Annotated in this window: 25 protein-coding genes; 19 read left to right on the forward strand and 6 right to left on the reverse strand. The window is 74.5% G+C overall.

Annotated features, from left to right (window positions below):
* Positions 1-3: 3 nt before the first annotated feature.
* The 7 genes from ACIRG9_RS09395 to ACIRG9_RS09425 all read left to right on the forward strand — a co-directional run bounded on the left by ACIRG9_RS09395 (position 4) and on the right by ACIRG9_RS09425 (position 7,332).
* Complete coding sequence (locus ACIRG9_RS09395) at positions 4-1,506, forward strand: potassium/proton antiporter (protein ID WP_402852643.1); 1,503 nt, start codon at positions 4-6, stop codon at positions 1,504-1,506.
* Between the two features lie 223 nt (positions 1,507-1,729).
* A complete protein-coding gene (locus tag ACIRG9_RS09400; RefSeq protein WP_402852646.1) occupies positions 1,730-2,149 on the forward strand; it encodes a TraR/DksA family transcriptional regulator in 420 nt (139 codons plus the stop codon).
* 69 nt (positions 2,150-2,218) lie between these two features.
* Positions 2,219-2,845: a signal peptidase II gene (gene lspA / locus ACIRG9_RS09405; RefSeq protein ID WP_402852648.1), complete on the forward strand. Its 627-nt coding sequence runs from the start codon at positions 2,219-2,221 to the stop codon at positions 2,843-2,845.
* A complete protein-coding gene (locus ACIRG9_RS09410; RefSeq protein WP_402852651.1) occupies positions 2,842-3,786 on the forward strand; it encodes an RluA family pseudouridine synthase in 945 nt (314 codons plus the stop codon). Before lspA ends, ACIRG9_RS09410 begins: the two co-directional genes overlap by 4 nt.
* Before the next feature lie 40 nt (positions 3,787-3,826).
* Complete coding sequence (locus ACIRG9_RS09415; RefSeq protein WP_402852654.1) at positions 3,827-4,705, forward strand: hypothetical protein; 879 nt, start codon at positions 3,827-3,829, stop codon at positions 4,703-4,705.
* A gap of 111 nt (positions 4,706-4,816) precedes the next feature.
* The gene (locus ACIRG9_RS09420) at positions 4,817-6,370 is read left to right on the forward strand and encodes an ATPase (protein WP_402852657.1); all 1,554 of its coding nucleotides are present in this window, start codon (positions 4,817-4,819) and stop codon (positions 6,368-6,370) included.
* A gap of 41 nt (positions 6,371-6,411) precedes the next feature.
* Positions 6,412-7,332 (forward strand): DUF2567 domain-containing protein, encoded by a 921-nt coding sequence (locus ACIRG9_RS09425; protein ID WP_402852660.1) that lies wholly within the window; start codon positions 6,412-6,414, stop codon positions 7,330-7,332.
* Here ACIRG9_RS09425 and ACIRG9_RS09430 read toward each other — a convergent pair.
* Complete coding sequence (locus tag ACIRG9_RS09430; RefSeq protein WP_402852663.1) at positions 7,298-7,987, reverse strand: LON peptidase substrate-binding domain-containing protein; 690 nt, start codon at positions 7,985-7,987, stop codon at positions 7,298-7,300. The two genes, ACIRG9_RS09425 and ACIRG9_RS09430, sit on opposite strands and share 35 nt — an antisense overlap.
* 107 nt (positions 7,988-8,094) lie before the next feature.
* Between ACIRG9_RS09430 and hisD the strand changes: the two genes are divergently transcribed.
* From hisD to hisF, 9 genes are all read left to right on the forward strand, one after another.
* The gene (gene hisD / locus ACIRG9_RS09435; protein ID WP_402852666.1) at positions 8,095-9,417 is read left to right on the forward strand and encodes a histidinol dehydrogenase; all 1,323 of its coding nucleotides are present in this window, start codon (positions 8,095-8,097) and stop codon (positions 9,415-9,417) included.
* Positions 9,418-9,493: 76 nt separating this feature from the next.
* A complete protein-coding gene (locus ACIRG9_RS09440) occupies positions 9,494-10,582 on the forward strand; it encodes a histidinol-phosphate transaminase (RefSeq protein ID WP_402852669.1) in 1,089 nt (362 codons plus the stop codon).
* A 37-nt stretch (positions 10,583-10,619) separates the two neighbouring features.
* The gene (gene hisB, locus ACIRG9_RS09445) at positions 10,620-11,231 is read left to right on the forward strand and encodes an imidazoleglycerol-phosphate dehydratase HisB (protein ID WP_402852672.1); all 612 of its coding nucleotides are present in this window, start codon (positions 10,620-10,622) and stop codon (positions 11,229-11,231) included.
* Positions 11,231-11,401: a hypothetical protein gene (locus ACIRG9_RS09450; RefSeq protein ID WP_402852675.1), complete on the forward strand. Its 171-nt coding sequence runs from the start codon at positions 11,231-11,233 to the stop codon at positions 11,399-11,401. The genes hisB and ACIRG9_RS09450 overlap by 1 nt, the downstream gene beginning before the upstream one ends.
* Positions 11,401-12,024 (forward strand): imidazole glycerol phosphate synthase subunit HisH, encoded by a 624-nt coding sequence (gene hisH, locus ACIRG9_RS09455; RefSeq protein ID WP_402852678.1) that lies wholly within the window; start codon positions 11,401-11,403, stop codon positions 12,022-12,024. Before ACIRG9_RS09450 ends, hisH begins: the two co-directional genes overlap by 1 nt.
* Positions 12,025-12,064: 40 nt before the next feature.
* A complete protein-coding gene (locus tag ACIRG9_RS09460) occupies positions 12,065-12,388 on the forward strand; it encodes a hypothetical protein (RefSeq protein ID WP_402852680.1) in 324 nt (107 codons plus the stop codon).
* Between the two features lie 15 nt (positions 12,389-12,403).
* Positions 12,404-13,132 carry a bifunctional 1-(5-phosphoribosyl)-5-((5-phosphoribosylamino)methylideneamino)imidazole-4-carboxamide isomerase/phosphoribosylanthranilate isomerase PriA gene (gene priA / locus ACIRG9_RS09465; protein WP_402852682.1) on the forward strand — a complete coding sequence of 243 codons (729 nt, stop codon included), beginning with the start codon at positions 12,404-12,406 and terminating at the stop codon, positions 13,130-13,132.
* Complete coding sequence (locus tag ACIRG9_RS09470; RefSeq protein WP_402852684.1) at positions 13,129-13,548, forward strand: RidA family protein; 420 nt, start codon at positions 13,129-13,131, stop codon at positions 13,546-13,548. The genes priA and ACIRG9_RS09470 overlap by 4 nt, the downstream gene beginning before the upstream one ends.
* A gap of 74 nt (positions 13,549-13,622) precedes the next feature.
* Entirely contained in the window at positions 13,623-14,390 is a 768-nt protein-coding gene (gene hisF / locus ACIRG9_RS09475) for an imidazole glycerol phosphate synthase subunit HisF (RefSeq protein WP_402852686.1), read from the forward strand.
* 39 nt (positions 14,391-14,429) lie between these two features.
* Here the strand turns inward: hisF and ACIRG9_RS09480 are convergent, their stop codons facing one another.
* Both ACIRG9_RS09480 and ACIRG9_RS09485 read right to left on the reverse strand, forming a co-directional pair.
* Positions 14,430-14,891 carry a hypothetical protein gene (locus ACIRG9_RS09480; RefSeq protein ID WP_402852687.1) on the reverse strand — a complete coding sequence of 154 codons (462 nt, stop codon included), beginning with the start codon at positions 14,889-14,891 and terminating at the stop codon, positions 14,430-14,432.
* 141 nt (positions 14,892-15,032) lie between these two features.
* Positions 15,033-15,707: a YitT family protein gene (locus tag ACIRG9_RS09485; RefSeq protein WP_402852690.1), complete on the reverse strand. Its 675-nt coding sequence runs from the start codon at positions 15,705-15,707 to the stop codon at positions 15,033-15,035.
* 58 nt (positions 15,708-15,765) lie between these two features.
* Here ACIRG9_RS09485 and ACIRG9_RS09490 point away from each other — a divergent pair, with 58 nt between their 5' ends.
* Both ACIRG9_RS09490 and ACIRG9_RS09495 read left to right on the forward strand, forming a co-directional pair.
* Entirely contained in the window at positions 15,766-17,223 is a 1,458-nt protein-coding gene (locus tag ACIRG9_RS09490; RefSeq protein ID WP_402852693.1) for a PLP-dependent aminotransferase family protein, read from the forward strand.
* Between the two features lie 154 nt (positions 17,224-17,377).
* Positions 17,378-18,691, forward strand: a complete 1,314-nt coding sequence (locus ACIRG9_RS09495) for a low temperature requirement protein A (RefSeq protein ID WP_402852696.1) — start codon at positions 17,378-17,380, stop codon at positions 18,689-18,691.
* Positions 18,692-18,755: 64 nt separating this feature from the next.
* Here the strand turns inward: ACIRG9_RS09495 and ACIRG9_RS09500 are convergent, their stop codons facing one another.
* From ACIRG9_RS09500 to ACIRG9_RS09510, 3 genes are all read right to left on the reverse strand, one after another.
* Positions 18,756-20,582, reverse strand: a complete 1,827-nt coding sequence (locus ACIRG9_RS09500) for an AMP-dependent synthetase/ligase (RefSeq protein WP_402852699.1) — start codon at positions 20,580-20,582, stop codon at positions 18,756-18,758.
* 115 nt (positions 20,583-20,697) lie between these two features.
* A complete protein-coding gene (locus tag ACIRG9_RS09505) occupies positions 20,698-21,648 on the reverse strand; it encodes a terpene synthase (RefSeq protein ID WP_402852702.1) in 951 nt (316 codons plus the stop codon).
* A gap of 127 nt (positions 21,649-21,775) precedes the next feature.
* On the reverse strand, positions 21,776-22,405 hold the full coding sequence (locus ACIRG9_RS09510; RefSeq protein ID WP_402852705.1) for a TIGR03085 family metal-binding protein: 630 nt from the start codon (positions 22,403-22,405) through the stop codon (positions 21,776-21,778).
* 130 nt (positions 22,406-22,535) lie between these two features.
* Between ACIRG9_RS09510 and ACIRG9_RS09515 the strand changes: the two genes are divergently transcribed.
* Entirely contained in the window at positions 22,536-24,467 is a 1,932-nt protein-coding gene (locus ACIRG9_RS09515) for an ABC transporter ATP-binding protein (RefSeq protein WP_402852708.1), read from the forward strand.
* Positions 24,468-24,501 lie beyond the last annotated feature (34 nt).

Genomic DNA, 24,501 nt, shown 5'->3' on the forward strand with positions numbered 1-24,501 from the left:
CGGATGACCCCCGGGCTCGATCTCGCGCTGCTGCTCGGCGCGGCTGTGCTGCTGGTCGCGGTGGGGGCGGTGCGCTTCTCCACCCGGCTCGGCGTGCCGAGTCTGCTGGTCTACCTCGCGCTGGGGGTCGCGATCGGCGAGGCCGGGCTGGGCATCCGGTTCCACAACGTGGAGCTGACCCGGGTGCTCGGGTTCTGCGCCCTCATCGTGATCATCGCGGAGGGCGGGCTGAGCGCGCGGTGGAGCACCCTGCGTCCGGTGCTCGGGATGGCCACCGCGCTCTCCACCGTCGGCGTACTGGTCAGCATCCTGGTCGTCGGGGCCGTGGTGCACCTCCTGCTCGGGCTGGACTGGCGGTTGGCGCTGCTCTACGGCGCGGTGCTCTCCTCCACCGACGCGGCGGCCGTCTTCGCCACCCTGCGCCGGTTGCGCCTGCCGCCCCGCCTGGTGGCCACCCTGGAAGCCGAGTCGGGCATGAACGACGCCCCGGTGGTGATCCTGGTGCTGCTGCTGTCCCGGGACGCCGTGGCCGCCCACCCCTGGTGGTACGAGGTCCTCCTGGTCGGGTACGAGCTGGGCGTCGGCGCCGCCGTCGGGGTGGCCGCCGGGATCGCCGGCCGGTACGCGTTGCGCCGGGCCGCGCTCCCCTCCGCCGGCCTCTACCCGATCGCGGTGGTCGGTTTCACGGTGCTGGCGTACGCGGTCGGTGCGGTGCTGCACGCCTCGGGTTTCCTCGCCGTCTACGTCGCGGGCGTGCTGCTCGGCAACGCCCGCCTGCCGCACCGGCAGGCCATCCTCGGGTTCGCCGACGGGCTGGCCTGGCTGGCCCAGATCGGCCTGTTCGTCCTGCTGGGCCTGCTGGTCTCCCCGGGCCGGCTGGACGAGGCGGTGCTGCCGGCGGTGGTCACCGGGCTGGCCCTGGTGCTCCTCGCCCGTCCGCTGTCGGTGGCGGTCTCCGCGCTGCCGTTCCGGTTCGGCCCGCGCGAGCAGCTCTTCCTGTCCTGGGCCGGGCTGCGCGGCGCGGTGCCCATCGTGCTGGCCACCATCCCGCTGTCGGCCCGGGTGCCCGGGGCGGAGCGGCTCTTCGACGCGGTCTTCGTGCTGGTGGTGATCTTCACGTTGCTCCAGGCGGGGACGCTCGCTCCGGCGGCCCGCCGGCTCCGGGTGACCGCGCCGGCCGAGGCCGCCGAGATCCGGGTCGAGACGGCGCCGCTGGAACGGATGCGGGCCGACCTGCTCCAGGTGGAGGTGCCGCCGGGTTCCCGGCTGGGCGGGGTGCACGTGGACGAGCTGAGGCTGCCGGTGGGCGCCTCGGTGACCCTGGTGCTGCGCGACGGGGCGGGCTTCGTGCCCGGCCAGGGCACCCGGCTCAAGGTCGGGGACAGCCTGCTCATCGTCGCCACCGCCGAGGTGCGGGACGAGGTGGAGCGGCGGCTGCGCGCGGTGAGCCGCCGGGGCCGGTTGGCCCGTTGGTTTGGCGAGTACGGCGAGGATCAGGGCGATTGATCTGCTACCGTTCCCTTTGCCCCAATTGGTGGCTATGAGGGGCTGAATCGCGGCGCTACGGTGCGGCACGTTGTCGGACGCCTGTACGTTCCGTATTCTTGCCACCCTCCGGAGTGCACGGCCCGAGTGGCCGTGCGCCCGTTTTGTACATGGGGGACACCAGTGCCGGTTTCCCCTGCCCGGCACCGCCGACCGCCGCGCTACGCGGCCGAGGGAGCTGACGATGGCGAAGCCAGCCGACACCCGGACCGCCGGACGCAAGCCGGTGGCGAAGGCCACCCGCAGCACGGCGGAGACCGAGAAGATCCGGGCCGCCCTGGCGGCACGGCGGGACGAGCTGAGTGCCGAGTACGATCAGACGCTGAGCGAGATCACCGAGCTGCAGCGCGATCGGTTGACCGACTCGGCCGGGGACGACCAGGCCGACACCGGCACCAAGACGTTCGAGCGGGAGCAGGAGATCTCCCTCGCGAACAGCATCAAGGAACGGATCACGCAGGTCGAGCGCGCTCTCGAGCGCCTCGACGAGGGTGGGTACGGCTGGTGCGAGCGGTGCGGGAACCCGATCCCGGTGGAGCGGCTCGCCGCGTTCCCGTCAGCCACCCTCTGCGTGACCTGCAAGCAGTTGGAGGAGCGGCGCTGACGCACGCTCCCCCGGCGGCTTGACCGCCAGACGGTGAGGGTCACCGTCGCAAGCGTCGATGGGGAGCAGATGACCGCAGCACCGCCCGCCGGATCCGGCACCGCCGAGTCGGGGCCCGGCACGCCCCGCCGCCGGGCGGTCGGGATCCTCCTAGGCGTCGCCCTGTTCTCGCTCGTCGCCGACCTGATCACCAAGCAGCTCGCGCTCTCGGAGCTCACCGGCCGGGGCCCGGTGAAGCTGCTCGGCGGCGCCGTCTACCTCACCCTGACCCGCAACAGCGGGGCGGCCTGGAGCATCGGGTCCGGTCACACCTGGGTCTTCCCGCTGATCACCTTCGGGGTGATCGCCTGGATCGGCTGGATGGCGCTGCGGCTGCGCTCGCTGCCGTGGGCGGTCTCGCTCGGGCTGGTACTCGGCGGGGCGCTGGGCAACCTCACCGACCGGATCTTCCGGGCACCCGGGCACTTCGTCGGCCACGTGGTCGACATGGTCAGCCTCTTCGACCCGTACGGGCAGGTGTGGCCGGTGTTCAACCTGGCCGACAGCTCGCTCGTGTGCGGAGTGGTCCTGGCCGTGCTGCTGGAGCTGACCGGCCGCCAGCGCAACGGCAGCCGGGCCGGCGACGAGGCGGCGGAGCCCGCCGAGCCCACGTCCGCCGAGGCGACCCACGGCGGCGAGCAGCGGGGGCGGGCGTGACCTCCGCCTTCGCCGCGGGCGGCGACCACCGGTCCCTGCCGGTCCCGGACGGCCTCGACGGGATGCGGCTCGACCAGGCCGTCGCCCGGCTCTTCGGGCTCTCCCGGACGGCCGCGGCGGCCCTGGTCGACGCCGGGGACGCGCTGGTCGACGGTGTGGTCCGGGTCAACTCGCACAAGGTCAAGGCCGGCTCCTGGCTGGAGGTGACGCTCCCCGCGCCGGCCGCCCCGCCCACCGTGGTGCCGCAGGCCGTGCCCGGGTTGACCGTGGTGCACGCCGACGACGACATCGTGGTGGTGGACAAGCCGGTCGGGGTGGCCGCCCACCCGAGCCCCGGCTGGACCGGCCCGACCGTCATCGGCGGGCTGGCCGCCATCGGCCACCGGATCTCCACCAGCGGCGCCGCCGAGCGGCAGGGCGTGGTGCACCGGCTGGACGTCGGCACCACCGGGATCATGGTGGTGGCCAAGAGCGAGTCGGCGTACACCGCGCTGAAGCGGGCGTTCAAGTACCGCGAGGTGGAGAAGCGCTACCACGCCGTGGTGCAGGGCCACCCGGATCCGCTGCGCGGCACCATCGACGCGCCGATCGACCGGCACCCGCACCACGACTACCGCTGGGCGGTGGTCTCCGGCGGCAAGCCGAGCATCACCCACTACGACACGCTGGAGGCGTTCCCGGCGGCGAGCCTGCTCGACGTGCGATTGGAGACCGGGCGTACCCACCAGATCCGGGTGCACTTCTCCACGCTGCGGCACCCCTGCGTGGGCGACCTCACCTACGGCGCCGACCCGACGCTCTCGGCCCGGCTCGGGCTGGCCCGGCAGTGGCTGCACGCCCGCTCGTTGAGCTTCCTGCACCCGGGCACCGGCACCGAGGTCACCTTCGTCAGCGACTACCCGGACGACCTGGCCCGGGCGCTGGAGATCCTCCACGACTGATCCGGATCCGCCGTCCACCCGCCCGACGAGGAGAAGCACCGTGTCCGCCGACGTACCGCCGCGCCCGCTCCGGCGCCGGCCGTCGCGGTCCGGCCTGCTCACCTGGATCGCGCTGGCCTGCGCGCTGGCGGTGCTGGCCGCCGGGCTCTGGGAGCGCCGCCGCGAGCCGGTCGGCGACCGTACGGTCGGCGAGGTCACCCGGGTCGGCGTGGCCGACGGCGACTCGATCCCGGACTACCGACGTCAGGCCGCCGCCGAGCTGGCGACCCTGGCCGCACCGGCCACCCCGGGGCCGGGCGACTGGGCTCTGGTCTCGTTCACGGCGTACCTGACGCCGGCCCGGCTGGCCGAGACGTTGGGCGGCACCCCGGTCGCCGCGGTGGTGGCCCGGCTGCCGCTGCCCGACCGGCAGACCGAGATCGTCCGGATCGCCGCGATCCGCCTGCCCGACGACGTGGTCGCCGGGATGGCCGAGGTGGCCACCCGCAAGGACCGGGAGGCCGCCGACTACCGGGCCCGCGCCGCCGCCCCGTCGGCCGCCGCCGACGCCGAGCTGCGCCGGCTGTACGACACCGGCGCGTCGGTCTCGGCCCGGGAGGCGGCCGCGTACCGGTCGGGCTGCGCCTGCGTCTACGCCGCCGTGGTCCGGGACACCCCGGAGGCGCTGCGGGCCCTGGCCGACCGCCCCGGCGTACGGGTGGTCGACGCCGCGCCGGAGGTGCGCCGGCTGGACCGCACGGTGTTCACCCCGCCGCTGCCCGAGCAGACGGACTCCGTCCGGCCGCCGGCCGACACCGGAATGGCCGACCCGGGCCTGGCCGATTCGTCGGAAGCCGCACCGACGGTCAGCGCGCCGTCACCCACCTTCGGCCGATCCCCAACCGGTGCGGGACCTCCGAATCCCGCCCCCACCACCTGAGACAGGGCCGTCGGCGGGCCGCCCGCGGGGGACCGGTGGTGGGCGGAGACACGGCGGATGTGCAAAGCAAGGTGTGGTCCGAATAGGGTTTCGTTCGTAGCCTGTCAGGCAATGATCGATGGGCTGGGGAGGGGCGAAGCCGTGGACGGCAGCGAGACCGGCTGGGGCCGGCAGGCTGAGCCGGCACCGCGATGGCGGGCGCTGCTCGACCGGGCCCGGCTCGGCGGCCGCGGCGGGGAGCAACACACCGAGGCGGAGCGCCGCGCCGAGGGGTACCCGCCGCCGCCCGAGGAGACGTTGCCCCGGCGCGGCGCAGGCGCCGGGTGGACCGGCCGGGCCCAGCCCGTGCGGCCACCCGCCGAGCCGGCGTACGGTGCCGAGCCGCCCTATCGGGCCGAGGCGACCTACCGGGTGGAGCCGGCCTACCGGGCCGACCCGGGGTACGGTGCCGAGCCGCCTTACCAGGGGGCACCGGCGTACCGCACCGAGCCGGAACCGCGCGCCGAGCCGTCGTGGCGGCCCGAGCCGACGTACCGGGCCGACCCCGAGCCGGAGCCGCGGGGCCGGGGCACCGCCTCCGTGGACTCCCGGTACGCGCTGCTCGACAGCGGCTACCGGGACGACCCGTCGCCGCCGGAGTCGCGGTACGCGCTGCTGGACCGGGGTCGCTACCGCCCCGAGGACCACCGGCCGGCGGAACAGGCCCCGCCCGCACCGGCCTACCCGGCTCCGCCCGCCGCCGACGGCTACTCGGCCCCGCCGGTCGCCGACGGCTACCAGGCCCCGCCGGTCGCCGACGGCTATCCGGCCCGGGTCGAGCGGGCCCGGGTCGAGTGGCGCGCCCCGGAGCCGGACAACGGGCTGGAACGGGCCGCCGGAGTGCTCCGGCGCGAGCTGGGCGGACCCCGGGTGGTCGCCTTCGCCAACCCGAAGGGCGGGGTGCACAAGACCACCGCGACCGTGCTCGCCGCCGCGACCGTGGGCAGCGTACGCGGGCGCGGGGTGCTTGCCTGGGACGACAACGAGCTGCGCGGCACCCTCGGGCTGCGGGCCGGCAGCGCCCGGCACGCCCGCACCATCCGGCACCTGATCCATGATCTCGCCCAGATCGAGATCATGGAGGGCGACACCCTGCTGGGGCACCTCGACGACTACCTGCGGCACGCCTCCGACGGCTCGTACGACGTGCTGGCCGGCGAGGAGAGCCCCCGGTTCGCCCAGCGGCTCGACCAGTTCACCGTCAAGCGGGTGCTGGAGCTGCTGCGGCGTACCCACGAGGTGGTCTGCGTGGACACCGGCAACAACGTGGAGAGCCCGAACTGGCGTACCGTCATGCAGGCCGCCGATCAGCTCGTGGTGACCACCGTGCCGCGCGAGGACGCGGCGTTCAGCGCGGACTGGATGCTCGACCTGCTGCACGAGGTGGGCATGGGCGAGCTGGCCGACAACGCGGTGACCCTGATCTCCTGCCCGACGCCGGGGCGCAGCACGCTGCAGGACGACCTGGAGCGGCACTTCGCCACCCGCACCCGGGCGGTCGCCGTGGTGCCCTACGATCCGGCGCTGGAGACCGGCTCCTCGATCGAGTACCACCAGCTGCAGGCGGAGACCCGGCAGGCCTGGCTGAAGGCCGCCGCAATGATGCTGGAGCCGTTCACCCGTTGACCGACGCCCCGCGCCGGCCCGCGGCCTGAGAGGATCACCGGGTGAGTCCGGACACCCCTGATCCCGAGCGGGCCGCCGATCGTCCCGGCCCGCCCGGCGCCCCCGACCGCCCGTCCGGCGGCCCGGCGGGCGACCACCGTCCCGCAACGTCCCCCGACCGTCCGGCCGCCGACGGGCCGCCGGCCCCGGGCGACCTCTCCGGTTGGCCGGCCGGCCTGCCGGTGCCCGCCGGAACCCCGGTCACCGCGCCCGGCGCGGACCCGCTCGCCGGCCATCCCGGCGCCGTCTGGGCGGCACCCGGTGAGCCGTCCACCACCGGCCGGGGCCGGGCGGTCTGGATCACGCTCGGCGCCGCGCTCGTGCTGACCGGGCTGGGTGCGCCGCTGGGGCTGCTCTGGGCGGCCGTGGCACCGGCCACCCCAGTGCAGAAGACCCCCGAGGGCGCCATCTACGCCACGTCGCAGCCGGAGCAGCCGATCGCCGCCGACGGTTGGTTCAGCCTCCTCGGGCTCGCCTTCGGGGTGCTGGCCGCGGTCGCGCTGTGGTTCCTGCTGCGCCGCCGACGCGGCCCGGTGGGCCTGGTCGCCGGGACCCTGGGCGGCCTGGGCGCGGCCCTGGTGGCCTGGCAGCTCGGCCGCCGGGTCGGCCTGGCCACCTACCACCGGCTGCTGGCCACCGCGCCGGACGGGGCCGCCTTCACCAAACCGGCCGACCTGCGGGCCGGCGGCGTGAACTGGTACCTGCACCTGCTGCCCGTGCCGTACGGCAACCTGCTGCTGCCCGCGTTCGGCGTGGCCGTGGCGTACACCCTGCTGGCCGGCTGGTCGCGGTGGCCGTCGCTGCGCCCGGAGCCGGAGCCGGAGCCGCAGCTCGACGCCGGCTGGCCCGGCCCGGGGCTCGGCGGCTGGCCGCCGGCCGGCCCGGGGATCAGTTCGGCGCCGGAGGACCCGCCAGCTCGTTGAGCGGGACCGGGACCGCCCGGACGTGGCGCAGCAGCGACGTCTCCCGGTTGAGCAGCCGAAGCTCGGTCCGCAGCCGGGTGGCGGTGTCGTCGATGGCGAGCAGGTGCTGCCGGTCGGCGACGGTCAGCGCGGCGGTGGCGGCGACCAGGTGCGACAGCACGGTGGGATCCTCCGGGAGCTGCTCGGAGATCTCCTGCGGATCCGGCCGGACCAGGTTCAGATACTGCCGGAAGACCGAGATCACCCGGGCGGCGAGCAGGTCGGCGACCTCGTCGGTGCCGGCCGGCTCGGGCAGCCACTCCACCTCGGCGGTCAGGTACGGCGCGGTGCCCTCGTCGACCTCGGCGATACGGAACCGCCGGCGGCCCACCGTGACGATGTCGAAGCCGCCGTCGTCGAGCTCGGTGACCTGCCGCAGCTCGGCGGTGCAGCCCACCTCGTGCAGGGTCACGTCGCCGCCGGCCCGGCCGGCGCCGAGGGCCACCTCCCAGCCGGCCTGGATCGCCACCACCCCGAACTCCCGGGGCGCACCCTCCGGCAGCCCGACCAGGTGACGCACCAGCGCCCGGTAGCGCTCCTCGAAGATGTGCAGTGGGAGGACCAGCCCGGGAAAGAGGACCGTCCCGAGCGGGAACACCGGCAGCCGTGCGGTCACGCGTCCGAGCCTAGCCCGACCCCACCGGGCCGGCGTGTCCCGGCTCACCGTCCCGCCGTGCGGGCAGCCCCGGCCGGCTTCCGGCTGGCCCGCCTAGACTCGCAGGCGTGTTGACTCGGATCGACCTGCGCGGCGGGACCCCCGACCCGCGCCGCCTGCTGCCCCGTGCCCAGCTCGACGTGTCCGTGGCCGTCGAGCGGATCCGCCCACTGGTGGAGGCGGTCCGGGAGCATGGCTATCGGGCGATCCGGGAGGCGAGCGAACGGTTCGACGGCGTCTCCCCGGAGTGCCTGCGGGTGCCGGTGGAGGCGATCCGCGCCGCCGAGGGGACGCTCGACCCGCAGGTCCGCGCCGCGCTGCTGGAGTCGATCAGCCGGGCCCGCCGGGTGCACGCCGACCAGCGCCGCGCCGACCACACCACCCAGGTGGTGCCGGGCGGCACGGTGACCGAGCGGTGGGTGCCGGTCGACCGGGTCGGCCTGTACGTTCCCGGCGGCCTGGCCATGTACCCGTCGACCGTGGTGATGAACGTGGTCCCCGCCCAGACGGCCGGGGTCCGCTCGCTGGTGGTGGTCAGCCCGCCCCAGCAGGACAACGGCGGCCTGCCCGACCCGCGGGTCCTCGCCGCCTGTGCGCTGCTCGGCGTCGACGAGGTCTACGCGGTCGGCGGCGCCCAGGCGGTGGCCATGCTGGCGTACGGGGCGGCCGTCGACCCGGACGGGGTCGAGCGCTGCGCGCCGGTCGACCTCGTCACCGGTCCGGGCAACATCTGGGTCACCGCCGCCAAGCGGCTGCTGCGCGGGGTGGTCGGCATCGACGCCGAGGCCGGCCCCACCGAGATCGCCATCCTCGCCGACGACACCGCCGACCCGGCGCACGTCGCCGCCGACCTGATCAGCCAGGCCGAGCACGACCCGCTGGCCGCCAGCGTGCTGGTCACCCCGTCGGTGGCGCTCGCCGACGCGGTCGACGCCGAGCTGGCCCGGCAGGTGCCGGCGGCCAAGCACGCCGAGCGGATCGCCACCGCGCTGCGCGGCGAGCAGAGCGGCGTCGTCCTTGTCGACGACCTCGAGGCGGGCCTGCGGGTGGTCGATGCGTACGCGGCCGAGCACCTGGAGATCCAGACCGAGCACGCCCGCGACTGGGCGATGCGGGTACGCAACGCCGGGGCGATCTTCGTGGGCGCCTGGTCGCCCGTGTCGCTCGGCGACTACTGCGCCGGCTCCAACCACGTGCTGCCCACCGGGGGCTGCGCCCGGCACTCCTCAGGGCTCTCCGTGCAGTCCTTCCTGCGCGGTATCCACCTGGTGGAATACACCCAGGACGCGCTGCGCGAGGTCGCCCCGCACGTGGTCACCCTGGCCGGCGTCGAGGACCTGCCGGCGCACGGCCAGGCGGTCAGCGTCCGGTTCGCGGGGGAGACGTCGTGAGCGAGAGCAGCGAGCGAACCACGAGGCTCGGCCCCGACCGGCCTCAGCCCGGCGCCGCGCGAAGCGAGGTGGCGGCATGAGTGCCCTGGAGGACCTGCCGATCCGGGACGACCTGCGGGGGCTCACCCCGTACGGGGCGCCGCAGCTCGACGTGCCGGTCCGGCTGAACACCAACGAGAACTCCTACCCGGTGCCGGAGCCGGTGATGGACGCGATCGCCAAGGCGCTCGCGGTCGAGCTGCGTGACCTCAACCGCTACCCGGACCGCGACGCGGTGGCGCTCCGCGCCGACCTGGCGGCATATCTCGGCCACGGGCTCACCGCCGACCAGGTCTGGGCGGCCAACGGCTCCAACGAGATCCAGCAGCAGCTGCTCCAGGCGTTCGGCGGTCCCGGGCGCACCGCGCTCGGTTTCACCCCGGCGTACTCGATGCACCCGCTGCTGGCGCTCGGCACCGGCACCGGCTGGCTCCCGGCCGAGCGCGGCGTGGACTTCGGGCTGACCGCGGCCGACGCGGTCGCCCAGGTCCGCGCGCACCGGCCGGACGTGGTGTTCCTCTGCTCGCCGAACAACCCGACCGGCACCGCGCTCGCCCCGGCCGTGGTCGCCGCCGTGCTCGACGAGGCGCCCGGCATGGTGATCGTGGACGAGGCGTACGCCGAGTTCGCCCGGCCGGGGACGGTCAGCGCGCTCGCCGTGCTGCCCGACCACCCCCGGCTGGTGGTCACCCGGACGATGAGCAAGGCGTTCGGCTTCGCCGGCGGCCGGCTCGGCTACCTGGCGGCCGACCCGGCCGTGGTGCGGGCGGTGCAGCTCGTCCGGCTGCCGTACCACCTCTCCGCGCTCACCCAGGCCGCCGCGCGCGCGGTGCTGGCCCACCGCGACGCCCTGCTCGGCACGGTCGCCGCGATCATGCAGCAGCGCGACCGGATCGTGGCGGAGCTGCGCGCCCGGGGACACCGGGTCGCCGACAGCGACGCCAACTTCGTGCTCTTCTCCGTCGGCGGCGACCAGGCCGCCGCCTGGCGTACCCTGCTCGACGCCGGCGTGCTGGTGCGCGACGTCGGCCTGCCCGGCTGGTTGCGGGTCACCGCCGGCACCCCCGCCGAGACCGACGCGTTCCTTTCCGCCATGGAGACAATTCAGTGGGAGCGCGAGGAGTGAGCTTGCGAGCCCCGCAGTCGCGACCGAAAGGCAACCCATGAGTCGCAGTGCCCGGATCGAGCGGGTCACCAAGGAGACCAAGGTCCTCGTCGAGCTCGACCTCGACGGCACCGGCCGGGCCGAGATCAGCACCGGCGTCGGCTTCTACGACCACATGCTCAACCAGATCGCCCGGCACGGCGGCTTCGACCTCACCGTGCACACCGTCGGCGACCTGGAGATCGACGCGCACCACACCATGGAGGACACCGCGCTCGCCCTGGGGGCCGCGTTCGACCAGGCGCTGGGCGACAAGGCCGGCATCCGGCGGTACGGCTCGGCCACCGTCCCGATGGACGAGGTCCTGGTCCGGGCCGCGGTCGACCTCTCCGGGCGGCCGTACGTGGTGCACGACGAGCCCGCGCTCGCGCCGTACATCGGGCCGGTCTATCCGACCAGCATGACCCGGCACGTCTGGGAGTCGTTCGGTCAGGCCGCCCGGATCACCCTGCACGTCGACGTGCTGCGGGCGGCCCGTCCCGGTGGCCACCCGGACGCCCACCACGTGGTCGAGGCCCAGTTCAAGGCGGTCTCCCGGGCGTTGCGCGAGGCCACCGCGGTCGACCCGCGCGCGCAGGGCGCGATTCCCAGCACGAAGGGTGCGTTGTGATGGGCAGGGCGCTGCCGACGCTGCTGTTGATCCTGGCCGGGGTGCTGGTCGGCGGGACGTGGTCGCTCTACCGGCAGGGCGCGTCGCGCGGCGCCGTGGTGACCACCGGCCTGCTCGCCGCGCTGGCCACCGCGGGCGGCCTGCTCTGGCTGCTACCAGGGGAAGCGTGATGGCCGAGCGGGTGGTGGTGCTCGACTACGGCTCGGGCAACCTGCGGTCGGCCGAGCGCGCGCTGGAGCGGGCCGGCGCGGACGTCACCGTGACCGATGACCTGACCGTCGCCGCCGAGGCCGAGGGCCTGGTGGTGCCGGGCGTCGGCGCGTTCGCCGCCTGCATGGCCGGGATCGAGGCGCTGGGCGCCGGCCCGGTCATCGCCGAGCGGGTGGGAGCTGGCCGGCCAGTGCTCGGCATCTGCGTAGGGATGCAGGTGCTCTTCGAGTACGGCGAGGAGCACGGTGTGGTCACCAAGGGGCTCGGGCTGCTGCCCGGCGGGGTGACCCGACTGCCCGCCGAGCGGCTGCCGCACATGGGCTGGAACACCGTCCACCCGCCGGAGGGTTCGGTGCTCCTCGCCGGGCTGCCGGCCGACGCCCGGTTCTACTTCGTCCACTCCTACGGGGTGACCGATCTCGCCGGGCTGGCCGCCGCCGGGACGGCGGTGACCACTGCGGCGCACGGGAGCGACTTCGTCGCCGCCGTGGAGCGGGGCCCGCTGTCGGCGACCCAGTTCCACCCGGAGAAGTCGGCCGACACCGGTGCGGTGCTGCTGCGCAACTGGCTGGGGACGCTGTGAGCGCGACGGGAGCCCCGCGTTCGGGAAGCACGGTGGCCCGGTGAGCAAGGAGCGGGCCCGCCGCCGGGAGGCCCGCGAGGCCCAACTGGCGGCCGAACGCGCCGTCCGCCAACGCCGGGTGGCCCGCCGGGAACGGCGGCGGGCCGTCGTGCGCCGGCTGACCCCGGCCCTGCGGCGCGGCCGTAGCGGCCGGCTGGCGCGCCACACCCGCGGCGAGCGCGCCGCGATCGTGCTGCTCACCGGGCTGGCCCTGGCCGGCATCTGGAGTTTCGTCGACGACCTGGCGCTGCGGCTGGCGCTGGTCGTGTTGTTGCTGCTGGTCCTGCCGGCGATCGTGGTGATCGCCCTGGACCGCCGTACCTGAAGCGAGGAGAAGAGCTTGAGCCTCACCCTGTTGCCCGCCGTGGACGTCGCCGACGGTCAGGCCGTCCGGCTCGTGCAGGGCGCCGCCGGCAGCGAGACCGCGTACGGCGACCCGCTGGAGGCGGCACTCGCCTGGCAGGCCGACGGAGCGGAGTGGATCCACCTGGTCGACCTGGACGCCGCCTTCGGCCGGGGCTCCAACGCCGCGCTGCTTGCCGAGGTGGTGGGGAAGCTGGACGTCAAGGTGGAGCTTTCCGGCGGGATCCGGGACGACGCGTCGCTGCGGGCCGCCCTCGGGACCGGGGCGGCCCGGGTCAACATCGGCACCGCCGCGCTGGAGGACCCGCAGTGGTGCGACCGGATCTGCGGCGAGTACGGCGACCGGGTGGCGATCGGGCTGGACGTGCGCGGCCGTACCCTCGCCGCGCGGGGCTGGACCCGCGAGGGCGGTGACCTGTACGAGGTGCTGGCGCGGCTGGACAAGGCCGGAGCCGCCCGGTACGTGGTGACCGACATCACCAAGGACGGCACCATGCGTGGGCCGAACCTGGACCTGCTGCGCGAGGTCTGCGCCCGCACCGACGCCCCGGTGATTGCTTCCGGTGGCGTTTCCACGCTGGACGACCTGCGCGCCCTGGCCACCCTGGAGCCGGTGGGCGTGGAGGGCGTGATCGCCGGTAAGGCGCTCTACGCCGGGGCGTTCACCGTGGCCGAGGCCCTCGCCACGCTGCGGGCCGCCGGGTGACGGCCGTCACCCGGCTCGGCTCGGGTGGTCCCTGGGAGGCCGCGTACGGCTACTCGCGGGTGGTCCGGACCGGAAACCTGGCGGTCACCGCCGGCTGCACCGCCACGGTCGACGGCCGGGTGGTGCACGTCGGGGACGCGGCGGCGCAGACCGCCGAGGCGTTGCGTATCGGCCTGGCCGCGCTGGCCGAGGTGGGTGCGGGGCCGGCCGACGTGATCCGGACCCGGATGTACGTGACCGACCGGAGCCACGCCGACGAGGTGGGCCGGGCGCACCACGCCGTGTTCGGGGCGGTCCGCCCGGTGGCGACGATGGTGGTCGTGGCCGGGCTGATCGACCCGGACCACCTGGTGGAGGTCGAGCTGGAGGCGTACCTCCCGAACCCTGATCCCGCTGCCACCGGTGGGCCGGTGTGACGCGGGACTCGTTCCGGGGCGGCCGGTGCGTCGGGTCCGGTCGCCGTGCCGGACGGGTTGGATAGGCTCGCCGCATGACGGTGGCGGTACGGGTGATCCCGTGTCTGGACGTGGACGCCGGGCGGGTGGTCAAGGGGGTCAACTTCCTCGACCTGCGTGACGCCGGTGATCCGGTGGAGCTGGCCGCGGCGTACGACCGGGCCGGCGCGGACGAGCTGACCTTCCTCGACGTCACCGCCTCGTCCAGCGATCGGGGGACCATGCTCGACGTGGTCCGGCGTACCGCCGAGTCGGTCTTCATCCCGCTCACCGTCGGCGGCGGCGTACGGGCGGTCGCCGACGTCGACACCCTGCTGCGGGCGGGAGCGGACAAGGTCGGGGTGAACACCGCCGCGATCGCCCGCCCGGAGTTGATCGCCGAGATCGCCGACCGGTTCGGCCGGCAGGTGCTGGTGCTCTCCCTCGACGTACGGCGTGCCCAGGCCGGCACCACGCCGAGCGGCTACGAGGTGACCACCCACGGCGGTCGCCGGGGCACCGGCATCGACGCGGTCGAGTGGGCCCGGCGGGGCGCCGAGCTGGGCGCGGGGGAGATCCTGCTCAACTCGATGGACGCCGACGGCACCAAGGCCGGCTTCGACCTGCCGCTGATCCGAGCCGTCCGGGAGGTCGTCGAGGTGCCGGTGATCGCCAGTGGCGGTGCCGGCGCGGTGGCGCACTTCCCGCCGGCGATCGGTGCGGGCGCCGACGCGGTGCTCGCGGCGAGCGTCTTCCACTTCGGCGAGCTGAGCGTGGGCGAGGTCAAGGACGCCCTGCGCGGGGCCGGCCACCCGGTGCGCTGACCGAGGAGCGCCGGGTCCGGCGACGCCGGCGCTGCCGGGTCAGGCCCGGCCGGACTGACCTTCGGGGGAACGGCGCGGCATCGGGATCGAGCGGACCGCGTACTCCTGGACCGCGGCTGCGTGGTCGTCCGCGTCGAGGCGCCAGTCGGACTCGCCCGGGGCGTGCCGGCGGCTCAGCACGCCCTGCACGGTGTCCACGGTGGTTCCCACCCCGGCGCTCGGCCGGGTGCGCCACAGCCGTTCACCGTCCGGCGTGATCCGGAACCAGCCGTCGGAGACGCTGACCAGACCTGCGCCGGCCAGCCGGCGGACCGCGCCCTCCACCTCGTGCCGCTCCGGAATGGACCGGTTGAGGTGGTCGGCGGTGGAGAGGACGTCAGCGAGGCGGACGCCCTCCGGCCGGCGTGATGCGGCCGACCGGCGGTGCCGGCCGGCACCGCTGGCGATCACCAGTGCGACGAAGATCCAGGCGTCGGTCCTGCGCCATCCGTTCTCCCCCATGCACGAATGATGCCCGGCATCGACGGCGGAGGAAACACCTGGTTTCGTCGGACCGCGTCACGGCAGCTCAGCGGGGGGCCGGCCGTCCCATTTCAGGGCCGCCAGCGCGGCCGGGATGACGGTCGGTAGCCGGACCGGAGGTCATGCCGCCTCGCCGGCCGGCCCCGGCGCGGGACCAACCGCCGGCTCCACGGTGGACGGGGCCGGCTGCGCCGGCACCGCGAAGAGCGGGATGAACAGCTGGGCGAGGGGCCCGATGGCGAGCGCGTACGCGACGGTGCCGAAGCCGACCTTGCCGCCGAGCAGCCAGCCCAGCGCCAGCACCGTGACCTCGATGACGGTCCGGACCAGCCGGATCGAGCGGCCGGGGCGGCGGGCCACGTAGCCGGTCATCAGTCCGTCGCGCGGGCCGGGGCCGAGCGCCGCGCCCAGGTAGAGCCCGGTGGCCGCGCCGTTGGCGATGATCCCGACCACCAGCATGGCGATCCGTGCCGGCAGGCCGACGCCGGGTGGCACCAGGGCCAGGGCGGCGTCCACCACCAGGCCGATCACCACGACGTTGCTGACCGTGCCGAGGCCGGGGCGCTGCCGCAGCGGGATCCAGAGCAGCAGGACGATGGCGCCGACCAGGATGGTGATCGTGCCGAACGAGAGTCCGGTCTGCCGGGCGAGGCCCTGGTGGAACACGTCCCACGGATCGAGGCCGAGATTGGACCGGATCATCAACGCCATGCTGACGCCGTAGAGGGTGAGCCCGACGTAGAGCTGGGTCAGCCGCCGGGCCGGCCGGTGCCGGAGATTGCCAATCGCTGCCATGCGTGCCACTCTAGGGTCCAATCCTGCCGAGAATAGAGCCAATTGCGGAGGAGTGGCCATGACTAGCCAGGTGCGTGGCATCCAATTGGCTCGGCTGCTCGGTCAATGGCACGCGCTGCCCGGCCGGCGGCGCAGCCCCGACTACGCCGCGCTCGCCGCCGCCGTCCGCGGCCTGCTCGCCGACGGCCGGCTCGCCCTCGGGGTGCGCCTACCGGCCGAACGGGAGCTGGCGGAGGCGCTGCGGATCAGCCGGACCACGGTCACCGCCGCGTACCGGGAGCTGCGGGACAGCGGCCACCTGGCCAGCCGCCGGGGCGCCGGGAGCTGGACCATGCTGCCCGGCACGCACCGGGTCGCCAGCACCGGGCTCTGGACCCCGCTCGACGACCGCGACATGATCGACCTCGGGGTGGCCGCGCTCGCCGCGCCGCCGCAGCTCGTGGCCGCCGCCCGGTCCGCCGCCGAGGACCTGCCGCGCTACCTCGGCGGGGCCGGATACCACCCGACCGGCATCATCGAGCTGCGCGAGGCGGTGGCCCACGCGTACACCGAGCGAGGGCTGCCGACCAGCCCCGAGCAGATCATGGTCACCAACGGCACCCAGCACGCGCTGGACCTCGTGCTGCGGCTGGCCCTGTCGCCCGGCGGCGCGGTGCTGGTGGAGTCCCCGACCTACCCCAACGCCCTCGCGGCGCTCTCCGCCCGTCGCGCCCGGATCACCACCCACGGCCTGGCCACTGACGGCGCCGGTTGGGACGCCGACCTGCTGCTGGGCAGCATCCGGCAGACCCGGCCGAAGCTGGCGTACCTGATTCCCGAGTTCCAGAACCCGACCGGCCACCTGATGGAGACCGAGCTGCGCGAGCGGCTCGTCGGCGTCGCGCACGCCGCCGGGACCGACCTGGTCATCGACGAGTCCTTCGTGGACCTGCCGCTGGACGGGGCCCCGCTGCCGCCGCCGGTCGCCGTCTTCGACCGGCACTCCCGGGTGATCAGCATCGGCGGGATGAGCAAGCCGTACTGGGGTGGGTTGCGGATCGGCTGGATCCGGGCGTCCGCCCCCCAGGTGCAGCGGCTGGCCGCCGCACGGGTCGGCGTCGACATGGCCAGCCCGGTGCTCGACCAGCTCGTCGCGGTGCACCTGCTGGCCGAGGCGGCGAGCATCGTGACCGCCCGGCGGGCCCAGCTCGTTGCCCAGCGGGACGCGTTGGTCGGGGCGTTGGCCGACCGGCTGCCCGACTGGCGGGTCGCGGTGCCGCGAGGCGGGGTCACGCTCTGGGCCGAGTTGGACGGTCCGATCTCCAGCGCCCTCGCCCGGGCCGCCGAGGAGGTCGGCGTACGCCTGGCGCCCGGGCCCCGGTTCGGCCTGGACGGCACCCTCGAACGGTTCCTGCGGCTGCCCTTCACGTTGCCCGCCGCCGACCTGGTGGAGGCGGTCGGCCGGCTCGCCGCGGTCCGCTACGACCTGGACCGGGCCGGCCGCCCGCAGTGGCGGGAGCCCACCGTCATCGCCTGACCGGGACGCCCACGCACCGCCCGGGCGGTGGGTCGCCATTGCGGTCCGGAGCGCTGCTCCAACCGCCCGCCGCGCCCACACCGGGCCGGGCCGCAACGTCGCCGAGCTGCCCGGATCGCGCTCGCCGAGCCGGCCCGGCTGGGAGACTGCGCAGGTGGCGAATGGTGGCGGCAGCCGGTGGGCGAGGGCGGTCCAGCCCGGCGCGCCGGGGTCCCGGACCACCCGGCTGGAGCTCTTCTACGACCTGGTCTTCGTCTTCGCGTTCCTCAACGTCACCAGCCTGACGGTGGAGCATCCCTCCTGGGGCAACCTGTTCCGGGCGCTGCTGGTGTTGGCGCTGCTCTGGTGGTGCTGGACCGGATTCGCCGGACTCGGCAACATGGTCCGCGCCGACCAGGGCGTACTGCCGGTGGTCGGCTTCGTCACCGTGGCCTCCGCCTTCCTGCTGGTGCTGAGCATCCCGGGGGCGTTCGTCGACCAGCCCGGCGGCCTGAACGGCCCGATCGTCTTCGCCGTCTGCTACTTCCTGGTCCGGGCCGCCCAGTTGACGATCTTCGGCTGGCTGGCCCGATCCGATCCAGCCGCGTTCCGGCGCTGGCTGCTGCTCGCCGCACTGCCGGTGGTCGCCACCGCGCTGCTGCTCACCGCCGGGCAGGTGCCGCCACGGCTCGACGACCGCACCCTGGCGGTGGGGCTGCAGCTCGGCCTCTGGTCGGCGGCGGTGCTGGTGGAGTACGTGGCGGGGGTCGCCCTGGGCAGCTCGTACTGGGCGGTGATCTCCGCCGGGCACTGGGCGGAACGCCACGCCCTGATGATCCTCATCGCACTCGGCGAGTCGATCATCGCGCTCGGTCTCGGCGCGAAGTCCATCAGCGCCCTGCCGCTGACCGGTCCGGTGATCGTCGCCGCGGTGCTCGGTGTCGCGATCGCCGCGGTGCTCTGGTGGGCGTACTTCGACACCCTCGCCCTCGGGATGGAGCAGACCCTGCACCGGACCCGCCAGCCGGGCGCCCGGGCCCGGCTGGCCCGCAACGCGTACACCTACCTGCACATGCCGATGATCGCCGGGATCATCTTCTTCGCGCTGGGCGTCAAGGACATGCTCGCCGAGGCGGCGTCACCCGCGACGCCGGCCTGGGGGGAGCCGCTCGGCCTCTTCTGGGTCACCGTTCTCTACGGCGGTGTCGCCCTCTACCTGGTCAGTCTCACGGCCTGCGCGCTGCTGGTGCTGCGCAGCGTGCGCTGGCCGCTGCTGGTGACGGTGTCGGCGATCGTCCTGGTCGCACCGGCGGCGGCCCGGGTGCCGGAGCTGTTGGCGGTGGTGGTGCTGGCGGTGCTCTGCATCGTCGGCACGGTGGTGGAGACGAGACGGGAGGACGGCCGGCGGCGGCGGATCCGGCAGCTCGCATTGGACGAGCAGGTCGCCACCGAGGAGGCGCAGAGCCGGTGGCGCCGGCAGCACCTGTGATCGGCGGCGGCCGTGCCCCGGGACGGAGGGGCACGGCCGCCGGCGGGCGCTGGAGTTGGCTGAGCTACAGCTCGGCGAGGGTGCCCGCGTACATCTGGTCGATCTCGGTGGCGAAGTTGCTCTCCACGCTGCGGCGCCTGATCTTCAGCGACGGGGTGATCTCGCCGTCCTCGATGGTGAGGTCGCGGGGGAGGACGGTCACCTTCTTGATCGTCTCCCAGCGGTTGAGCCGGGCGTTGAGCTCCGCCACGTAGCCCTCGACCATCGCCTGGGCCTCGGCCGAGGCGACCAGGTCGGCGTAGTCGCGGCCGGCGAGCGGCCCGCCGGCCGCCCAGCCCTGGATCGCGTCCGGGTCGAGGGTGACCAGCATGGTGCAGTAGTTGCGGGCCTGACCGACCACCACGGCCTGGGAGGTGTACGGGCAGATCGCCTTGAACATGCCCTCGATGTGCGACGGGGCGACGTACTTCCCGCCGGAGGTCTTGACCAGGTCCTTCTTCCGGTCGGTGATCCGCAGGTAGCCGTCGTCGTCGAGGCTGCCGATGTCCCCGGTCCGGAAGAAGCCGTCCTCGGTGAACGCGGCGGCCGTCTCCTCGGGCAGGTTGTGGTATCCGCGCATCACCGGCCGTCCGCGGACCAGGATCTCGCCGTCGGTGTCGATCCGGCACTCGAGGTCGCCCATCGCCCGGCCCACGGTGCCGATCCGTGGCCTGCCCGGCGGGTTGACGAAGTTGCCGGCGCTGGTCTCGGTGAGGCCGTACCCCTCGGAGATGGGCAGGTTGGCGGCGGCGAAGAAGGTGGCGATCTCCTCGCTGAGCGGTGCCGCGCCGGAGACCAGCACCCGGATCCGGCCGCCGAGCCGGGCCTGGAGCTTGCTGAAGACGAGCCGCTCGGCCACCGCGTACCGCAGCCGCAGCCACGGCGGGAGCGGCTTGCCGGCCTGCTCCAGGGCGACCTTCTCCTTGCCCACTGCGACGCCCCAGGCGAAGATCCTCGCCTTCGCGCCGCCGGCGTCCTGCGCTGTGGTGACCACCTTGTTGTAGACCTTCTCGAAGACCCGGGGCGCGCCGCACATCAGCGTCGGTCGGACCACGGCGAGCAGCTCGATCAGCTTGTCCACCCGGCCGTCCACATAGGTGGGCAGGCCGACGTGGGTGACGCCGCAGAGCAGCGTCTTGCCGAACGAGTGGGACAGCGGCAGCCAGAGATACTGGAGGTCGTCCTCGCGCAGCAGGTCCAGCTCGGCCTGTGCCACGCCCTCCCAGCACCAGCCACCGTGCAACAGCTCGACGCCCTTCGGGCGACCGGTGGTGCCCGAGGTGTAGATCAGGGTGGCCAGGTGGTCCGGGCCGATGCCGGCGACCAGCATGTCGATCAGATCCGGCTCGGTCTCCAACGCCCGCGTGCCGCGCGCCTCCAGCTCGGCCAGCGTGAGCTGCGGGACCGTGGCGGCCGGGTCCGGGTCGCCGTCGAAGAGCACCACGTGGGTCAGCGCCGGCAGCTCCGCGCCGCCGACCTTCGCCGCCTGGGCCGGATTCTCGGCGAAGAGCACCCTCGACGCGGAGTCGGCGAGGATGTAGGCCGCGTCCTGCGGCTCGGTGGTCGGGTACACGGTCGTGGTGGCCCCGCCGGCGCACATGATGCCGAGGTCGGCGATCACCCAGTCGAGCCGGGTGTTCGCCAGGATCGCCACCGGGTCCTCCAGGCCTACGCCGAGCCCGTGCAGGCCGGCCGCGACCGCCTTGGCCCGCTGCCCGACCTGCTCCCAGCTCAGCCAGACCGGTCCGGAGTCGTCCGGGGCCGGGCCGGCGAACGCGGGCCGGTCGGGGGTCGCCGCCACGCGTTTGAGGAACATGTCGGGGATGGAACGGTACGGTACATCGAGCACCATCGCTGTAGCCGCCTTCGGGGATGGAGGGACGTGACGGGGGTCACGCCACTTTGCGGTTACCGAAGAGTATGGCCTGTACCCGGCCAGCGGCTAGCCCTCGTGCGGAGCGGACCGGTCAGGCGTACCGGTCGGCGGACAGCGACCAGTCGTACGTGGCCCGGATCCAGTTCCGCCGGGTGGTGAGGACGGCCCGGACCGCCTCGTCGGCCCCGGCGGCCAGCGCCGCCTCCCGCGCCGCGTACTCGACCAGCCCCTCGTTGAACCGGGAGGCCGCCTCGCGCAGCGCGGCCGCCTCGCCCTGCCCGGTCTCGCCGACGATCGCGGCGACCAGGTTGTGCGCGTCCGGCGTGCCGGTGCGCTCCTTTCCGTAGGAGAACACGTCGTTGCACCAGCAGACCAGGTCGGCCGCGAGGACGTCCAGCGTGGCCAGTGCCGGGTCCGCCCACCGGCCCGCTCCGGGCAGCCCGTCCTGGGCCAGGTCGGTCAGGGTGAAGCTGGGCCGGGTGCCGCCGGTGTGCCGGCGCATCTGCACGTACTCGGTCACTCCGGGGACACGGCCGTGCTCCCGGTTCGCCGCCTCCCAGAGCAACGCCAGCAGGTACTCCCGCAGCTGGGAGACCAGGCGGAGCAGCAGGGCCGGCCGTTGCCGGGCGCGGACCCGCCGGCAGAGGTCGTCCAGCGCGACCCCGAGCGGTCCGACCTCGGTCGGGGCCGCCACCGACTGGTTGCCGTGCCGTTCGAGCACCGCCAGCAGTTCCGCCACGGTGGGGGCGAGTCGGGTCGGGCTGGCCCCGAGGCCGTCCTCGTCGCAGGCGTCGTCCATCACGAACAGCCAGGAGATCAGGTCGGTGAGCAGGCGCAGCGCGTCCGCCGGCGCCTCCGGGCAGGCCCGGCCGGCCAGCTCCGCCGGGTCGGCGTCGGCCAGCCGGCGCAGTCCCGCCGGGGTGTCGATCAGGCCCAGGTCGCGTACCCATCCGGCGCTCTGCGCGGCGACCAGTTCGACGGCGTCGTGCCGGCGTGCCGGGAAGGGGGGTTCGCGTAGAGCCGAGACCGCGAAGCTCCGCATCCCTGCCCCTGTCCCTTCGTCTCGGCGGCGCGGCGACGGGAAAGCAGCGTACGGCAGCGGAGATCGGTGACGGTCAGTCGGGTGGAGGGCTTTTCGCCCATCCTGGTGACCGGTCCCGCCCATCAGGTCAGAGGCCCAGACGGGCCGTCCGCAACCGGCTCGCCGGTGCCGCCGGCCCGTCCACCTGCACCCGTGCCACCCGTTGCCGACCGGAAAGGAACAGCACCAACTCGCCAGGGCTGCCCACCAGCCGCAGCCGCTCGCCGCCGCGCCCGGCGCTGCGTTCGCCGTGGCCGGGTGCCTGGATCAGCAGGTCCGCCGGGAAACGCCGCAACGCCAGCCGGGCCAGCGCCGCCGCCCGCCTCCACAGCGCCGCCGCCAACCCGACGGGCAGGTCGCGGGGCAGCCACCCCGGCTGCGCCCGGCGTACGTCCTCGTGGTGGATGAAGAACTCCAGGGTGTTGGCCAGCTCGTCGGTGAGCGGGTTGCTCACCGGGCTCCACACCGGCGGGCGGCGGACCCGGGACACCAGGTCCGCGTACGGCCCGGCGGCCACCCGCCGGCGGACCGCCTCGCCGTGCCGGCGCAGCGGCGGCAGCAGGATGCCGGCGGCGGCGTCCGGCCGGCGTTCCCGCACCACCAGGTGCGCCGCGAGGTCGCGAGTGGCCCATCCGGCGTCGATCGTCGGCGCGTCCGGTCCCAGGTCCAGTAGCAGATCGGCCAGCGCCTCGCGCTCCGATCGGGCGTACCGCGGCATGGCCCGATCGTAGGCCTCCGCCGCGCCGGCCGGCGGAACGTGACGGTGGACATATCCGGCCCGGGTCGGCGGAGCTGGCCCGGACCGGTAAGGATGTGGGAGTAACTTGCGGCTTACGGCGGGGGAGAGCGTGGCGAGCGGGACAAGTCGGGACGTCCTCGGTAGGGGGCTGTGGGTGCTCGGTCGGGCCATCCGGGAACAACCGCGGATCTTCGCGGTCGCGGTGGCCGGCAGCGTGCTCTTCGGCCTCATGGTGATCGCCAGCGCGGCCGTGGTCGGCGCGGTGGTCGGCGAGGTGGTGGTCCCCGCCATCGCCCGCGGCTCGGTGGCCGGCGGCACGCTCGCGCTCGCCGCGGCCGCCCTGTTCGGGATCAGCGTCCTGCGGGTGGTCGGCATCTTCGGCCGCCGGCTCGGCGCCGGTTACATGCAGTACCGGATGCAGGCCGCCTACCGGCGCCGGGTCACCCGCCGCTACCTGGACCTGCCGCTGTCCTGGCACCACCGCAACGCCACCGGCACCCTGCTCTCCAACGCCAACTCCGATGTGGAGGCTGCCTGGTATCCGATCGCGCCGCTGCCGTTCGCGGTCGGCACGGTGGTGATGCTGGTCGGCGCGGTGGTCTCGCTGTTCCTCACCGACTGGGCGCTCGCCCTGGTCGGCCTCTTCGTCTTTCCGGCGCTGTTCGCGCTCAACGTGGTCTACTCCCGCCGGATGGCCCCCCGCCAGGCCCGCGCCCAGCGGCTGCGCGCGGAGGTCAGCGGCATCGCGCACGAGAGCTTCGACGGCGCGCTGGTGGTCAAGACGATGGGCCGCGAGGCGCAGGAGACCGACCGGTTCGCGTCCCGTGCCGGTGAGCTGCGCGACGCGCTGATCTCCGTCGGCCGGCTGCGCGGGGTCTTCGACCCGATGCTGGAGACCCTGCCCAGCCTCGGCACCCTCGCCGTGCTGGTGGTCGGCGCGATCCGGCTCCAGCAGGGCGCGATCACCGTCACCGAGCTGGTCAGCGTCGCCTTCCTGTTCACCGTGCTGGCCTTCCCGGTCCGCGCCATCGGCTGGGTGCTGGCCGAGCTGCCGCGCAGCGTCGCCGGCTGGGACCGGGTACGCCGGGTCCTCGACGCCACCGGCGAGGTGCCGTACGGCGAGGTGGTGCTCGACCCGGCCGCGCCGACGCCGGCCACCCTCGCCTTCCGCGACGTCCACTTCGGGTACGAGCCGGCCGAGGCGCATCTGCCCGGCGTCGAGGTGCTCGGCGAGGTCACCTTCACCGTGCCGGCCGGGAAGACGGTCGCCCTGGTCGGGCCGACCGGGGCCGGCAAGTCCACCATCACCTCGCTGGCCGTACGGCTGGTCGACCCGCGCGCCGGCACGGTCACCCTGGACGGCGTCGACGTCCGCGACCTGACCGCCGCCTCGCTCGCCGCGAACGTGGCCCTGGTCGCCCAGGTGCCGTTCGTCTTCGACGACACCGTCCGGGCCAACATCACCCTGGACCGGCCCGGGATCGGCGACGAGGAGGCCTGGGCGGCGCTGCGGCTGGCCGAGGCGGACGGGTTCGTCGCCGCGCTGCCCGACGGGCTGGACACCATGGTCGGCGAGCGGGGCACCTCACTCTCCGGCGGCCAGCGGCAGCGGCTCACCCTGGCCCGGGCGCTCGCCGGCCGCCCCCGGCTGCTGGTCCTCGACGACGCCACCAGCGCCGTCGACCCGCGGGTGGAGGCGGCCATCCTGGCCGGGCTGCGCGCCCCGGCCGATCGGCCTTCATTCGGTCCGGAGCGCCGCCAAGCGGCCCGGAGGCCGAATCATGGCCGCGCCGCGCCGGCGTCGATCCTGGTGGTCGCGTACCGGCGGGCCACCATCGCGCTCGCCGACGAGGTGATCTACGTGGAGCAGGGGCGGGTGATCGCCCGGGGCACCCACGCGGACCTGCTCGCCACCGTGCCCGGCTACGCCGACCTGGTCTCCGCGTACGAGCAGGCCGAGCAGGAACGCGAGCAGACCCACCCGTACGACGAGGTCAACCCCCCGCTGACCTCCGGCCTGGAAGTCGAGGTTGACCGGTGAGCGCGAGGAGTGCAGCGGAGCGGAGCCCCGCAGT

The organism is Micromonospora sp. NPDC093277, from assembly GCF_044765245.1.
In the GTDB taxonomy this organism is placed as follows: domain Bacteria; phylum Actinomycetota; class Actinomycetes; order Mycobacteriales; family Micromonosporaceae; genus Micromonospora.